14 protein-coding genes and 1 riboswitch are annotated in these 13,519 nt (G+C 71.9%); of the genes, 3 read left to right on the top strand and 11 right to left on the bottom strand.

Annotation, left to right across the window (positions count from 1 at the left end):
• From ACWEVN_RS13365 to dacB, 3 genes are all read right to left on the bottom strand, one after another.
• On the bottom strand, window positions 1–492 hold a 492-nt coding region (locus tag ACWEVN_RS13365; RefSeq protein ID WP_452051396.1), incomplete at its 3' end, for a tRNA lysidine(34) synthetase.
• Window positions 489–1,499, bottom strand: coding sequence for a zinc-dependent metalloprotease (locus ACWEVN_RS13360; RefSeq protein ID WP_449680287.1), 1,011 nt, complete (start codon window positions 1,497–1,499; stop codon window positions 489–491). The genes ACWEVN_RS13360 and ACWEVN_RS13365, both read right to left, overlap by 4 nt.
• Before the next feature lie 91 nt (window positions 1,500–1,590).
• Window positions 1,591–3,951 (bottom strand): D-alanyl-D-alanine carboxypeptidase/D-alanyl-D-alanine endopeptidase, encoded by a 2,361-nt coding sequence (gene dacB, locus ACWEVN_RS13355; RefSeq protein ID WP_452051395.1) that lies wholly within the window; start codon window positions 3,949–3,951, stop codon window positions 1,591–1,593.
• Between the two features lie 173 nt (window positions 3,952–4,124).
• Here dacB and ACWEVN_RS13350 point away from each other — a divergent pair, with 173 nt between their 5' ends.
• Window positions 4,125–4,640, top strand: a complete 516-nt coding sequence (locus ACWEVN_RS13350) for an inorganic diphosphatase (protein ID WP_449684722.1) — start codon at window positions 4,125–4,127, stop codon at window positions 4,638–4,640.
• A gap of 53 nt (window positions 4,641–4,693) precedes the next feature.
• Here the strand turns inward: ACWEVN_RS13350 and ACWEVN_RS13345 are convergent, their stop codons facing one another.
• Together ACWEVN_RS13345 and ACWEVN_RS13340 are read right to left on the bottom strand one after the other, a co-directional pair.
• Window positions 4,694–6,343: an MDR family MFS transporter gene (locus tag ACWEVN_RS13345; RefSeq protein WP_452051394.1), complete on the bottom strand. Its 1,650-nt coding sequence runs from the start codon at window positions 6,341–6,343 to the stop codon at window positions 4,694–4,696.
• Window positions 6,344–6,431: 88 nt separating this feature from the next.
• Window positions 6,432–7,358 carry an Lrp/AsnC family transcriptional regulator gene (locus ACWEVN_RS13340; RefSeq protein ID WP_452051393.1) on the bottom strand — a complete coding sequence of 309 codons (927 nt, stop codon included), beginning with the start codon at window positions 7,356–7,358 and terminating at the stop codon, window positions 6,432–6,434.
• 72 nt (window positions 7,359–7,430) lie between these two features.
• Between ACWEVN_RS13340 and ACWEVN_RS13335 the strand changes: the two genes are divergently transcribed.
• Window positions 7,431–8,192, top strand: coding sequence for an inositol monophosphatase family protein (locus ACWEVN_RS13335; RefSeq protein ID WP_452051392.1), 762 nt, complete (start codon window positions 7,431–7,433; stop codon window positions 8,190–8,192).
• On the opposite strand, the gene ACWEVN_RS13330 is transcribed toward ACWEVN_RS13335, so the two are convergent.
• From ACWEVN_RS13330 to ACWEVN_RS13305, 6 genes are all read right to left on the bottom strand, one after another.
• A complete protein-coding gene (locus ACWEVN_RS13330; protein ID WP_452051391.1) occupies window positions 8,180–9,448 on the bottom strand; it encodes a serine hydroxymethyltransferase in 1,269 nt (422 codons plus the stop codon). The genes ACWEVN_RS13335 and ACWEVN_RS13330 overlap by 13 nt on opposite strands.
• A 21-nt stretch (window positions 9,449–9,469) precedes the next feature.
• Window positions 9,470–9,554: riboswitch (ZMP/ZTP riboswitch) on the bottom strand.
• 6 nt (window positions 9,555–9,560) lie between these two features.
• Complete coding sequence (locus tag ACWEVN_RS13325) at window positions 9,561–9,965, bottom strand: hypothetical protein (protein ID WP_449684717.1); 405 nt, start codon at window positions 9,963–9,965, stop codon at window positions 9,561–9,563.
• Between the two features lies 1 nt (window position 9,966).
• Window positions 9,967–10,389 carry a 50S ribosomal protein L11 gene (rplK, locus tag ACWEVN_RS13320; RefSeq protein ID WP_452051390.1) on the bottom strand — a complete coding sequence of 141 codons (423 nt, stop codon included), beginning with the start codon at window positions 10,387–10,389 and terminating at the stop codon, window positions 9,967–9,969.
• Between the two features lie 39 nt (window positions 10,390–10,428).
• Window positions 10,429–10,953: a gamma carbonic anhydrase family protein gene (locus ACWEVN_RS13315; protein ID WP_452051389.1), complete on the bottom strand. Its 525-nt coding sequence runs from the start codon at window positions 10,951–10,953 to the stop codon at window positions 10,429–10,431.
• An 86-nt stretch (window positions 10,954–11,039) separates the two neighbouring features.
• Window positions 11,040–12,245 (bottom strand): M14 family metallopeptidase, encoded by a 1,206-nt coding sequence (locus ACWEVN_RS13310; protein WP_449684740.1) that lies wholly within the window; start codon window positions 12,243–12,245, stop codon window positions 11,040–11,042.
• Window positions 12,246–12,351: 106 nt separating this feature from the next.
• On the bottom strand, window positions 12,352–12,939 hold the full coding sequence (locus tag ACWEVN_RS13305) for a TetR/AcrR family transcriptional regulator (protein ID WP_086853331.1): 588 nt from the start codon (window positions 12,937–12,939) through the stop codon (window positions 12,352–12,354).
• Window positions 12,940–13,063: 124 nt separating this feature from the next.
• On the opposite strand from ACWEVN_RS13305, the gene ACWEVN_RS13300 reads away from it, so the two are divergent.
• Window positions 13,064–13,519, top strand: a complete 456-nt coding sequence (locus tag ACWEVN_RS13300) for a GreA/GreB family elongation factor (RefSeq protein WP_310969099.1) — start codon at window positions 13,064–13,066, stop codon at window positions 13,517–13,519.

Below are 13,519 nucleotides of genomic sequence, written 5' to 3'. Positions count from 1 at the left end.
GGTCGCGCGGCCGACGGCGAGCAGCGGGCGGCCCCACGGCGGGTCGTGCGGCCGCATCCCGGCGACGCTGCGCGGGCCGGAGCCGCGGCCGAGCCCGAGCAGGACCGTTTCGGCCTGGTCGTCGAGGGTGTGGCCGAGCAGGACGAGCCCGTGCCCGGCGAGGGTCCGGTAGCGGGCCTTGCGGGCGGCGGCTTCCGGGCCGCCCGGGCCGGTGACGTCGGCCCGGCGCACCTCGGCTTCGTCGGCACCCAGCGCCTTCGCCGCGGCGGCCGCGTCGGCCGCGATCTTGGCCGAGCCCTCCTGCAGCCCGTGGTCGACGACCAGCGCGCGGACGACGTGCCCGCGGTGGTGCCCGACGTGCGCGGTGGCCTCGGCCAGCGCGAGCGAGTCGGCGCCGCCGGAGACCGCGACGCACAGCTCGGGGGGTGCTTCGACGGTCTCCAGGAAGGCGCGGACGGCCCGCCGGACGGCCGCGACCGCCGGCCCGGTCATCCGTGCAGGCGCCGGACCCACGCCGCCGGGTCGGAGATCTCGGCGCGCGACGGCAGGGTGTTCGGCGACCGCCAGACGGCGTTGAAGCCGTCCATGCCGACGGCGTCCACGACGTGCTTCGTGAACTTCGCGCCTTCTTCGTACTGACGGATCTTCGCGTCGACGCCGAGCAGCGCGCGCAGCAGCCGGTCGAAGACGCCGCCGCCCTTGCGCCGGGCGGTGAACCGCGCGCGGATCTTGTCGACGCTCGGCACGACCTGCGGGCCGACCGCGTCCATCACGTAGTCGGCGTGCCCCTCCAGGAGCGTCGAGAGCGCGAGCAGCCGGTCGAACACCGCGCGTTCCTTCGGCGACTGGAGCAGCTCGGCCAGGTTCAGCTTCGGGCCCTGCTTGATCGCCTCCGGGAGCCGGCCGACCAGGTCGGACAGGCTGTCCGTGCCGCCGCCGGCCAGGCCCGACACGAGCCGCTCGACCTCGTCGGCGAAGTAGTCGCGCAGCCACTTGACCGCGGTGAACTGGAGCCGGTGGGTGCACTCGTGCAGGCAGACCCAGAGCCGGAAGTCGTGGCCGGGCACGTCCATCGCCTGCTCGGCGGCGACGACGTTCGGCGCGACCAGGAGGAGCGTGCCCGCGCGCTCCGGGCCGCCGAAGGGGTCGTACTGGCCGAGCACGCGGCTGGCGAGGAAGGCGAGCACCAGCCCGGTCTGGACGCCGGCGCCGCCGGCCAGGATCGGCCCGAGCGGGCCACCCTGCTGCGGCAGCGCGCGCCCGGTCAGCGCGTCCAGCCCGGCCGCGGCCGATCTCACCCAGCCCGGGCGGTCGACCACCTCGCCGGGCAGCAGCGGCAGGTCGAGCCCCAGGTTCGTCAGCTGCCGCACGTGCCCCTCGGCCTCGGCGGTGAGCTCGCGCAGGTCGGTGACGGCCTCCTCGGCCCGTTCCCGCGGCACCTGCGGGCCGCCGCGCACCAGCAGGGCGCCGGTCTGCGCGGCGATCGCCCAATCGACCATGGGCCGGGTCTGCGTTTCCTGACTCACCCTTCCGACGCTACCTGCCCGGTGCGGGGTTTCCGGCCACGATCTTCGTACGGTTCGGCGTCCGCTAGGCGCAGCCGCACTTGCGGAGGCTCGTCGCGAGGGCGTCGATCGCGTCGCGGCCCGGCTCGGTGTCGGAACCGTTGGACATGAACGCGAACACCAGCACCCGGCCGTCCTGGTCGAGGACCAGCCCGGCGAGGGTGTTCACCGCGGTCAGCGTGCCGGTCTTGGCCCGCACCCAGCCGCGGCCGGCCTGCGACGCGGCCGTGTCGAACCGCTTGTCGGCCAGGGTGCCCGAGCCGCCCGCGACCGGGAGGCCCGCCAGCACCGGGCGCAGCTTGGCGGTGTTCGGGTCCTTGCCCTCCTGCGCCGCGGCGGCCGCCAGGAGCTGGGTGAGCAGCCGCGCCGGGATGCGGTTCAGCGACGAGATGCCGCTGCCGTCGGACAGCGCGACACCCGAGACGTCGAAGCCGTGCTCCTTCAGCACCTTGATGGTCGCCCGGGCGCCACCGGCGTAGCTGGCCTCCTCGCCGTTGGCGAGCGCGACCTGCCGGGCGACCGCCTCGGCGAGGACGTCGTCGGACAGCTCCATCAGGTCGGACACCAGCTCGGTCAGCGGGGCCGACTTCACCTCGGCGACCACCTTCGCGTCCTTGGGCGCGGTCGCCTGGCCACCCGCCGAGGCCCCGAGCTTCGAGGCGATCGACTGGGCGAGCGCGCTGCCCGCGTTCGCCGTGCGCTGCGAGTTGTTGTCCTTGGGGTTGATGCGGCCGCCGTCGGCCATCACGGGCGCCATCTGCGTCGCGTACGTCGATGGCGCGTCGCCCGCCTCCCAGCCCGGCGCGGTCGTCGCGCCCTTGAACAGCGTCAGGTCGACCTGCACCTTCTTGACGCCCGGCACCGCCTTCTTGACCTGCGCGACGAGGTCGTCGACGTGCGCGGCCCCCGGGTACAGCGGGGAGTCGGTGCCCAGCGGCAGGTTGGTGAGGGTCGTGTCGCCGCCGCCGACCAGGATCACCGTGCCCGGGTCCGCGCCCTGCACGATCTTGGTCGGCAGGCGCAGGTTGTGGTCCAGGGAAAGCAGCGCGGCCGCGGACGTGAGCACCTTCGTCGTCGACGCGGGCGTTACCGGCGTCGAGGAGTTGCGGTCCCACAGGACGGTGCCGGTCACCGGGTCGATCACGCTGCCGGTGAGCTGGCCGAGCGCGCCGTTGCCGGCCGCCGAAGCGAGCGCGGCCTTGACGCCGTTCGCGGTCGGCGCCGTCCCGGAGGTGGCCGGCCCCTGCAGTTGCCGGGTGGCCGCCGGCGACGACGGCGGGTCGCCCTTGGGCGCGTTCGGCGCCCACGGCAGGGCCAGCCGGTTCGCCACCTTCGGCGTCGCCGCGGCGACCCCGGCGCCGGCCAGCACCAGGAGAACGACCACGACGAGGGCGATCAGCTTGCCTTTGCGCCGCTTCTTCGGCGGCTCTTCGGCGGCGGGCGGCTCGGCCGGCGTCGGCGGCTGGTCGTTCCGGGGCGGTTCGCCGCGCTGCTGGGGCTGCTGCTGGAAGACGCCGGGGAACGAGGTCGGGCGTTCGATCCCGACGGTCGCCTCGGCGTCGAACCGCTGGCCGTCCGGCTCGATCCGCTGCGGCCGGGCCAGCGAGCCGGCGGACGCCGACGGCACCACCCCGCGCGGCGGCTCCGGCGGCAGCGCGGCCCGGCGGTCACCCGGCTCGGCCGGCCGGTCGCCGGTGCGGTCCTCCCGCAGCTCGATGCGCTGGCTCCACGGCTGCGGGGCTTCGGGCTCCTCGCGACGCTGTGCGGCCGCGCGGCTCAGCTGCTCTTCACGGCGCTGCTGCTCCTCGCGCCAGTGCTGCAGCTCTTCCCGCCACTGCTGCTGCGGCTCCTCCGGCTTCGGCTCCTCCCGGGGCGGCACGTGACGCTCGACCGGCACCACCGGCACCGGCCCGGACGGCTTCACCTCGATGTACTGGGTGCTCTCCCCGCCCGGCTTCGGCTCGGGCGGCTCGACGTATTGCGTGCTCTCGCCGGAGGCCTCGGGCTCGAGTTCCGACTGCTCGACCCGGATGTACTGGGTGCTCTCTTCGGCGGGCTTCGCGGGCGCCGGCTGCGGGTCGGCCGGGGGCTGCGGCTTCTTCGGCTCGCGGCTGCCGAGGCGGTCGGCGAGGTCCTGCTTGGCCGGCGGCGGCGGGGCCGGCGGCTCCTCGGCCGGGGCGTTGAGGCCGGGGATCGGCTCGGGCGGGACGTTCGGCGCGAACCACGAGCCCTTGGGGGCTTCACTGCCTGTGACCTTGGGCACGCCGGGACGGCCCGCGGCGGCCTCCGGCGGGTCCGGTAGCGCCATCGGAGTGGTCTCCCGCGCGCCGGACGACGAGCGGTCTTCGTCCGACGAAGGCCACATCGGCTGGTCGTTTTCCGGCACCCACCACTCCTTCTCACCTGCCCCGGGAGGGGCCAAGCTCACATGCCGTGTGGCCGACATCGATGCGGCCCCCCGGCAGGGCGTAGTCCACACTAGGAGACGTCAAGAGAGTCATGAAGGTTGCCGCCCGCGATGCGGGTATGCCCGGATCTACAAGAAGCAGCGAGGACGGCGTGGAGTTCGACGTCACGATCGAAATCCCCAAAGGGGAGCGCAACAAGTACGAGGTCGACCACAAGACCGGCCGCATCAAGCTGGACCGGACCCTGTTCACGGCCACGCAGTACCCGGCCGACTACGGGTTCATCGACGACACCCTCGGCCAGGACGGCGACCCGCTCGACGTGCTCGTCCTCGTCCAGGAGCCGACGTTCCCGGGCTGCCTGATCCGCTGCCGCGCGATCGGCATGTTCCGGATGACCGACGAGAAGGGCCCGGACGACAAGGTCCTCGCGGTCCCGACGAACGACCCGCGCCTGGAGCACCTGCGGGACATCCACCACCTGAACGAGTTCCACAAGCTGGAGATCCAGCACTTCTTCGAGGTCTACAAGGACCTCGAGCCCGGCAAGAGCGTCGAAGGCTCGACCTGGGTCGGCCGCGCCGAGGCCGAGAATGAGATCGCCCGCTCGTACGAGCGCGAGACCGACCGCCTGGCCAAGGAAGAAGCCAACGGGACCGGTCACTGAGTCCACGAGAAAGGCCCCCTCGGGATCTTCCGAGGGGGCCTTTTTTCACGCGGTCAGTGCGCCAGGGCCAGTGCGGGAGCCTCTTCGGCCTCCGCGCGCTGCTCCATCGCCGACTTGTCCGACAGCGGCTTCTCCTTGAGGAACCACACGAGCGCGAAGCCGACGGTCAGCACGATCCCGCCGACCAGGAACACCGTGCTCATCGACTCGGCGAAGCCCTGCAGGATCGGCCGGGCCAGCGTCGGGTCCAGCGTCGACAGGAACGACGTGTCGTTGACGTCCAGGCCGCTCTGCATCTGCTTCGCGAACTCCGGGTGCTGGGCCAGCGCCGCCGTGTAGGCCGGCGTGGTCATCGCCGAGCGGATGGCGCTCGCGATCCGGTCGCCCACCGTGCCGAACAGGATCGACAGGAACACCGCGGTGCCCGCCGTGCCGCCGATCTGCCGGAAGAACGTCGCCGCCGAGGTGGCGACGCCGATGTCCTGCGGGCGGACGTCGTTGGTCGCGGCCAGCACCAGCGTCTGCATCGAGGCGCCGAGGCCGAGGCCGATCACGAAGGCGATCACCATGACCAGGGCCAGCGAGCTGTCGACGGTGATCGTGGACAGCGCGAACAGCGCCGCCGCCATCAGGCCGACCCCGGCCACCGCGAACATCTTGTACCGGCCGGTGGCCGCGATGATCCGGCCGCTGGTCAGGCTGGCGACCATGATGCCGAGCGTCAGCGGGAGCATCTGCAGGCCGGCCTGGGTCGGCGTCGCGCCCTTGACGATCTGCAGGTACAGCGGCAGCGACATCATCGCGCCGAACATCCCGGCACCCTGCACGACGGTGACGATCGTCGACATCCGGAACACCGGCCGCTTGAACAGGCGCAGCGGCAGCAGGGCGGCGTCGCCCATCCGGCGTTCGATCCAGACGAAGGCGGTGACGCCCAGCGCGCCGACGACGTACATCGCGATCGAAGCGGCGGAGCCCCAGCCCCACTCGCGGCCCTGCTCGGCGACGATCAGCAGCGGCACCAGGCCGGTGGCCAGCGCGACGGCACCCCGGTAGTCGACCTTCTGGTCCACGCGGGTGTGCGGCAGGTTCAGCACCTTGGTGACGACGACCAGCGCGGCGAGCGCGATCGGGACGTTGACCAGGAAGACCCAGCGCCAGCCGGTGATGCCGGCGAAGGTGTCGATGCCGGCGAAGAACCCGCCGACGACCGGCCCGGCCACGCTCGAGATGCCGAAGACGGCCATGAAGTAGCCCTGGTACTTGCTGCGTTCCCGCGGCGCGGTGATGTCGGTGATGATCGCCAGCGCGAGCGACATCAGGCCACCGGCGCCGAGCCCCTGGAAGGCGCGGAAGGCGGCGAGCTCGTACATCGACGTCGCCATGCCGCTGGCCAGCGAACCGACCAGGAAGAGCGAGATCGCCGTGAGGTACATGGGCTTGCGGCCGTAGAGGTCGGACAGCTTGCCGTACAGCGGCGTCGAAAGCGTGGCGGTGATCAGGTAGGCGGTGGTGGCCCAGGCCTGCAGGGACAGGCCGTGGAGCTCGTCGGCGATGGTGCGCATCGAGCTCGACACGATGGTCTGGTCGAGCGCGGCGAGGAACATGCCGAGCATCAGCCCGGACAGCACGGTGAGGATCTGGCGGTGGGTCAGTTTGCCGTTCGTAGCGGCTGCTCCTTCCGCCGTGGTGGTGTCGCTCATGGGGTCTCCCTCGAAGTCGGCGTAGTTGCTTGTACCTCTCAACTACTTGTCTGAGCCAAGTATTCCCCGGGAAGCTTGTACCGTGCAATCAAATATTCTGTGACCCCGGTCTCGCGCCTCGCTTGACGGCCTGCGCGACCACGGTCACCTCGGCGGACGGCACCTCGAGCCGCGTCACGAAGGCGTAGAGGTCACCGAGGTCGCGGCACCAGACGGCGGCCATCAGGTTCGTCACGCCGGTCGTGGCCAGGGTGCCGTGGACCATCGGGTGATCCGCCAGCGTCCGCCCGACCTCGTCGAGCCGTCCCGGCGGCACGGTCATCCAGACGTTCGCGTCGATCTCGAGGCCCAGCGCGCGGACGTCGACGGTGGCGTAGGTCCGGATCCGCCCGGCCGCGGCCAGCCGGTCGAGCCGGCGGCGGACGGTCGACTCCGGGGTTTCGGGCGCCAGCTCTCCGGGACCGAGCCGGGCGTCGACGGCGAGGCGGGCGAGCAGCCGCCGGTCGAGTTCGTCGAGCGTGACGTCCACGCCGGGTGGCGGCGGGCTCAGGGCCGCGGCTTCGGCATCGGTGAGCAAACCGGTGCGCCACTGCGCCGCGTCGGAAAAGACGTGCAGGATCGAGTGCGCGCGCAGCTCGGTGACCGCGGACGTGGCGGGCAGCGCGTCGTGCACCAGCCGTCCGTCGAGCCCGCCGAGCGCGACCGCGCTGATTTCCTCGCCGCCGGCCAGGATGTCGACGAACAGGACGTCCTCGCGCTTGGCCAGGGCGTCGGCGATCACCGGCGTCCGGCCGCGAAGCACCTTCACGCGCAGGAGCATCGCGCCCCGCAGGCCGTGCCGGGGATCGGGAACGCAGACGACACCGAGCCGCCCGTCGGCCCTCAGGCGCGCGATCACGCGGGTGACCGTCCGCGGCGAGAGGCCGAGGACTTCGGCGATCCGGCCGGGACCGGCCCGGCCGTCGACCTGGAGGGCCGAAACCACTCGCTGTTCGATTTCGGTCAGACGCTGCATTGTGCAGTCCGCTTCCGCTCACTCTGCCGGGCTGGAGTACTCGGTTTCGCCGATCAGCTTAATCCTGGGCGCATGCTGAAACCGGTGCTCGACATCGTGGAAACCCTGGCCGCCGGCGTCCGTGCCCCGGACCGGCCACCCGCCTCCCTCGGGGAGCTCGGCGAGATCTTCTCGGCCATCGACGACCCGCTGGCGGCGGACCTCCGGGCCGCGCTCACCGGCCTCCGGCCCGGAGCGAAGTGGGCGGGCGAGTTCGACGAGCTCCCCGACGGCGAGGTCTGGGTGGTCGACGCCCTCGACGGCGCCGTCCAGCTCCTCCAGGGCCTCCCGCAGTACTGCCTCACCGTGACGCTCGTCCGCGACGGCGAGCCGGAGCTCGCGGTGCTGCACTCGCCGTGGTTGAAAGAGACCTACGCGGCGCAGCGGGGCGAAGGCGCCGAGCGGAACGGAACACCGATCGAGCCGTCACGGAACAAGAGCCTCGAAGCAGCCGTCGCCGCGACCAGCCAGCCGCCGTTCATCGCGAAGCAGCCCGGTGTGGCCGAAGCAGCAGGCGCCTCGCTGACCGCAGTACTGCCGAAAGTCGCCGCGGTGCGGAACCTCGGGCCGACGTCCTGGCAGGTCGCCGACGTCGCCGCCGGCCGGCTGGACTTCTTCTGGCAGTACGGCACCGACGCCACCAACCTGGCCGGCGCCGCACTGGTCGCGCGTGCGGCCGGCGCGGTCGTCACCACCGCCGGCGGCGCCCCGTGGACGCCGTCGGACGGCAGCTTCGTCGCGGCCGCGCCGGCCCTGCACGCGCTGGTGCTGGACGCGCTGGCTCAGGCGGAGTAGCCCGGGATCGGGAACGGCGCCAGGAACTCGCGGATCTCCGCGGCGATCGTGTCCAGCGCGGCCTCCTCGGCCGCGGCGGCCGCGGTCACCGTGCGGTCGATCCACTCCGCCACCTGCACCTGGTGCTCCGGCTGGAGGCCGCGGGTGGTGATCGCGGACGTGCCGAGCCGGATGCCGGACGGGTCGAACGGCTTGCGCGGGTCGAACGGGACCGTGTTGTAGTTCAGCTCGATGCCCGCGCGGTCGAGGGCCTGCGCGGCCGGCTTGCCCGCGACCGCCTTGTTCGTCAGGTCGATCAGCAGCAGGTGGTTGTCCGTGCCGCCGGAGACCAGGTCGTACCCCTTCGCCAGCAGCGCGTCGGCCAGCGCCTTCGCGTTGGCGACGATCGTGTGCGCGTACTCGCTGAACGACGGCTGCTGCGCTTCCCCGAGCGCGACCGCGATCGCGGCGGTCGTGTGGTTGTGCGGGCCGCCCTGAAGACCCGGGAACACCGCCTTGTCGACGGCCTTCGCGTGGTCGGCGTCGGACAGGATCATCGCGCCGCGCGGGCCGCGCAGGGTCTTGTGCGTGGTCGTCGTGATCACCTGCGCGTGCCCGACCGGCGACGGGTGCGCCCCGCCCGCGACCAGGCCGGCGATGTGCGCGATGTCGGCGACGAGCACCGCGTCGACCTCGCGGGCGATCTCGGCGAACGCCGGGAAGTCGATCGTGCGCGGGATCGCCGTGCCGCCGGCGAAGATGAGCTTCGGCCGGTGCTGGCGCGCGAGGTCGCGGACCTGGTCGAGGTCGACGCGGCCGGTCTCCTTCGCGACGCCGTAGCGCACCGGCGTGAACCACTTGCCGGTCGCCGACACGCTCCAGCCGTGCGTGAGGTGGCCGCCGTCCGGCAGCGCCATGCCGAGCACGGTGTCGCCCGGCTGCGCGAACGCCAGGTACACGGCCAGGTTCGCCGGCGACCCGGAGTACGGCTGGACGTTGGCGTGCTCGGCGCCGAAGACGGCCTTCGCCCGCTCGATCGCCAGCTGCTCGACCTGGTCGATGAACTGCTGGCCCTCGTAGTAGCGCTTGCCCGCGTAGCCCTCGGAGTACTTGTTCGTGAGCACGCTCCCGGTCGCCTCGAGCACGGCCTGCGAGACGTAGTTCTCCGACGCGATCAGGCGGATCTTGTCGTGCTGGCGCTTCGCCTCGTCCTCGACGAGCCCGGCGATGGCGGGGTCGGCGGCGGCGAGTGCGTTCAGTTTCGGCTGGTGTGTCATGGCGTACTCCGGCTCTGGAGTGGCCTTCACCCAGGCGCGCGGTGCCGGCCTCGTCGTCGCTTCCCGGTGGTGCTCCACCTCGATGGCGCCAGTCGCTGCTGCGGGAAACAGCCTAGTCCACGCCGCCGCGGGCCCGGCGGTGTTCGGCGCACCACTTGCGGGTGCACCCGGAGGTGCGGTCGCAGAACGGCCGCGCGCAGGTCGCGCAGCGCTTCACCCGCCGCCAGCCGCCGACGGTCACCAGCTCCGCCAGGCCCGCCGCGCCCGCGGCCAGCTCGCCGGTCTCCGCGAACGGCGTCACGTACACGATCCGCCACGCCACGCCGGTGTCGACGAGCCGCGGCCGCGCCCCGGCCTCCGCCAGCACGGCGTTGAGGCGGCGCGCGGCCGCGGGTTCGTCGGGCAGCTGCGCGGCGATGCCGCACAGCTGCGGATTTCCCTGGCGCAGCAACCGTTCCGCGACCCCGAGCTCGGGGTCGAGCGCGTGGAACGGCGGCACGACCGCGTGCTTGCGCACCTCAGTCGACGACCACGACGCCCATGGACCGGGCGGTGCCCGCGATCGTGCGCATCGCCGCCTCGACGTCGGAGGTGTTGAGGTCCGGCAGCTTGCGCTCGGCGATCTCGCGCAGCTGCTGCGTGGTCAGCTTCCCCGCGACCTCGTGCCCGGGCCGCGACGAACCCTTGTCCCCCAACGCCTTCTTGATGAGGAAGGACGTCGGGGGCGTCTTGAGCCGGAGCGCGAACGAGCGGTCCTCGAACACCGAGACGACCACCGGCACGATGTCGCCGCGCTGGCTCGCCGTGGCCGCGTCGTAGGCCTTCTTGACCTCGACGAGGTTGATCCCGGTCTGTCCCAGCATCTTGCCGAGGTCGACGACCGGGGCGTTGCCCGCGGCGAGCTCGAGGGTGACCTGGTGGGTGAGTTTCGTCGGAGCCATGCCCCGAAGCTAGAGTCTCCAGTTACTGGAGGGTCAACTTCAATCCAGTGCCTCGACGCCGGCCTTGTGCCGCTTCGCCAGGTCCTGGTAGACGGCCGCGTTGTGCTCGACCCACAGCCGCGCGGAGTCGGTCAGCGGGACGAACTTCTTCGCCGGGCTGCCCATCGCGACCACCTCGGACGGCACCTCGGTGCCCGGCGTCACGGTGGCCCCGGCCGCGACCAGCGTCCGCTCGCCGATCTTGGCGTCGTCCAGCACGGTCGAGCCGTTCCCGATCAGCGCCTGCTCGCCGACCGTGCAGTCGTGCACCAGGCACTGGTGGCCGACGGTGACGTTCCGGCCGATCTCGCAGACCTTGCCGACGTTGACGTGCACGACCGAGTTGTCCTGGATGTTCGCGCCCTCCCGGACGACGATCTTGCCGAAGTCGGCGCGCAGCACGGCGCCGTACCAGACGGAGGCGTCCTTCTCGATGACGACGTCGCCGATGAGGGTGGCGGTGGGGGCGATCCAGGCGTCCGGGTGGACCTGCGGGCTGCGCCCTTCGAACGAGAACTGAGGCATGCCCGCACCCTAGACCGCGCAGGCCCCCTTCCCCGGTCCAGCGGGGAAGGGGGCCGTTCGCAGGCCGCGGCCGGGGCTGCTGGGGGTCAGCCGGTGATCGCGGCGTTGATCAGGATGTCCACGGCCTGGTCGTTGCGCGTGGTCTGCGGGCCGATCTGGGTGTCGCGCGGGTAGAAGCCCGGGCTGCTGCCCTTCGGGTACATCTCGAAGGTGAAGCTCCAGATCTTGTGCGTCGCCCACATCCAGTCGTTGACGCTGCCGTCGGTGATGTAGAGGTCGCTGGACTGCTCCGGCGTGTAGCCGTTGGTCGCGGCCATCTGCCGGCCGAGGGATTGGAACTTCTGCGCCTCGGCCGCGGTCAGGCCGGGCGCGGTGTCGGCGTAGGTGTAGCCGAACGGCCAGAGCACCAGCTCGGAGTAGGTGTGGAAGTCGATGTGCGTCTTGATCTGCTGGGTGCCGCCGACGACCCGCGAGTTCACCCAGTTCGAGACCGCGCGGGTCTCGGGCGCGGAGAACGCCGCCGTGCCGCGGTAGGTCTCGCTGGACGTCTGGCCCGACGAGCCGCCGCAGCAGCCCCACTTGTAGCCCCAATTGCGGTTGGTGTCGGTGCCGGGGCCCTGGCGGTTCTTGCGCCAGCTGCGGAACGTGCCGCCGGAGATGTCGTACTCGGAGCCGTCCGGGTTGACGCTCGGGACCACCCAGATCTCGGTGCTGTCGACCAGCCGCTTGATCGCGCTGTTGGTGGCGTACCCGCTGGTCAGCCGCTGGACGATGTGGAGGCACATCTCGGTGGTGAGGTGCTCGCGCGCGTGCTGGTTGCAGGTGAAGAGGACCTCGGGCTCGTTCTCGTCGGTGGCGGCGTTGTCGCTGATCTTGATGAGCGACAGGGCGCGGCCTTCGTACGAGTTGCCGGCGCTGCCGAGCTTGGTCAGCGACGGGTAGTTCGCGACGGCTTTCTGCAGCTCGGTCTGCGTTTCCGCGTAGGTGTGGTAGCCGGTGTAGCCGGCCGGGAAGTCCAGGACGGCCTCGGTCCCCTGCGGCCGGTTGACCTTGCCGAGCGCCTTGACGCCGAAGCCGTGCGCACGCAGCTGGGCCGCTTCGCCGGGGTTGGCGATGACGGTGGTCGTCGCGCCGTCGGCGTCGAGGATGTCCGCGCCGGTCCGCGCTATCACAGTGCGCTGCTGGGCGGTGGCGGCACCGGTCACCTCGTACACCTGCGGGCCGTCGGGCTGGGCGGCCCCGGCCTGGCCGCCGGTGGTGAGCACCAAGAGGGCGGCCGCGGCCGCTGCCATGCACGTTCGTGTGCGCATCACGTCTCCTGCTCTCGGGGGTTCCTCGACCTTGGCCGGAGCCGGACGTAGCGCACAATCCGGAGCAGTACGGATCTATTGGTGGTTTCTACCCGTAGTTCGCGAAGCAGAGCGCCTCGATGTCGGCACGCAGCGTGGCGAACGGCCGCGGGCGCACCCGCTGCTGGACGACCGTGCCCAGCAGGTACGACAGGAGCGCGCGGGCCCGGGCGCGCGGGTCGTCGACGTCGAGCGGGGCGAGGAGCTCGGCGAGCAGCTCGGTGAGCGAGGTCAGCATGACGTCGATGGCCTGCGGGTGCTGCGCGCGCCCGGCGGCGATCCAGTACTCGAACCAGAGGAAGGCGGCGTTCGGGTTCGCGGCGAAGACGCTCAAGTACTCCTCGAGGACGGCGAAGAGCCGCTCGCGGGGTTCGCCGTGCTTCGCGGCGACCTCGCGCAGGCCCGCGGCGAAGGCGGTGATGTGCGCCGCCATCGCCCGATCGATGAGGACGTCGATGTCGGCGAAGTAGTAGTGGATCGCGCTCTTGGTGAGCGGGCCGGCGTCGGCGATGGCCCGGACGGTGCACCCGGCGAGCCCGTCGCGGGCGAGCACGACGCGGGCGGCTTCGACGATCTGTTCCTGCTTGGCCAGCTGGTTCGGCGAGAGCTGCTCGCTGCGGCCGGGGACTGCGCTCACGGTGATTCTCGTTACCTTCTTCCTGGACGCCGGACCCCAAACCCTAGGGCAGACGTCGTGTGGGTGGCTTTCGGGTGAAAAACCGGATTGGCCACCCCGCTCCGCGCAGCGGACAATGCCCGGCATGGTGATCTCAGGGGACAAGGGGCTCAGCCCGGCTGCGCGCAGCCAGCTGGAGAAGGAAATCGCGAACTTGCGCGCGCAGCGGGAAGCCCTCGCGCCGCAACCCGGCGAGCAGGAACGCACCGGGGACGCGGCGGACCAGGCGGACGTGATCGACCGGGCGGAGGCCGCGGCCCGCCTCGACCGCCAGATCGCCGACCTGGCGGCCAAGATGGAACACGGCGGCTACGGCAACAGCCAGCTCCCGGACGGCACGGTGGTCTCCCTGCGCTTCTCCGACGGAGACGAAGAGACGTTCCAGGTGGTGACGGTCCCGGGCGAGGACGCGGACGCGATCACCTCGGACAGCCCCCTGGGCTTGGCCCTGGTCGGCGCCAAAGCGGGCGACGAGATCACCTATCGAACCCCCCGCGGCGACGCCACGGCCACGGTGGTGAAGCTGACCCCGCCGAAGTAG

It is taken from the genome of Amycolatopsis sp. NPDC003861 (assembly GCF_053605405.1).
This window is presented reverse-complemented; position numbering and strand designations above follow the sequence as displayed.

What these genes read in the sequence shown, in the direction of transcription:
- ACWEVN_RS13360 (WP_449680287.1), bottom strand. Translation starts at nt 1,499, where the DNA reads ATGGTCGATTGGGCGATCGCCGCGCAGACCGGCGCCCTGCTGGTGCGC.
- ACWEVN_RS13345 (WP_452051394.1), bottom strand. Translation starts at nt 6,343, where the DNA reads ATGAGCGACACCACCACGGCGGAAGGAGCAGCCGCTACGAACGGCAAA.
- ACWEVN_RS13340 (WP_452051393.1), bottom strand. Translation starts at nt 7,358, where the DNA reads ATGCAGCGTCTGACCGAAATCGAACAGCGAGTGGTTTCGGCCCTCCAG.
- ACWEVN_RS13335 (WP_452051392.1), top strand. Translation starts at nt 7,431, where the DNA reads ATGCTGAAACCGGTGCTCGACATCGTGGAAACCCTGGCCGCCGGCGTC.
- ACWEVN_RS13330 (WP_452051391.1), bottom strand. Translation starts at nt 9,448, where the DNA reads ATGACACACCAGCCGAAACTGAACGCACTCGCCGCCGCCGACCCCGCC.
- rplK (WP_452051390.1), bottom strand. Translation starts at nt 10,389, where the DNA reads ATGGCTCCGACGAAACTCACCCACCAGGTCACCCTCGAGCTCGCCGCG.
- ACWEVN_RS13315 (WP_452051389.1), bottom strand. Translation starts at nt 10,953, where the DNA reads ATGCCTCAGTTCTCGTTCGAAGGGCGCAGCCCGCAGGTCCACCCGGAC.
- ACWEVN_RS13310 (WP_449684740.1), bottom strand. Translation starts at nt 12,245, where the DNA reads ATGGCAGCGGCCGCGGCCGCCCTCTTGGTGCTCACCACCGGCGGCCAG.
- ACWEVN_RS13300 (WP_310969099.1), top strand. Translation starts at nt 13,064, where the DNA reads ATGGTGATCTCAGGGGACAAGGGGCTCAGCCCGGCTGCGCGCAGCCAG.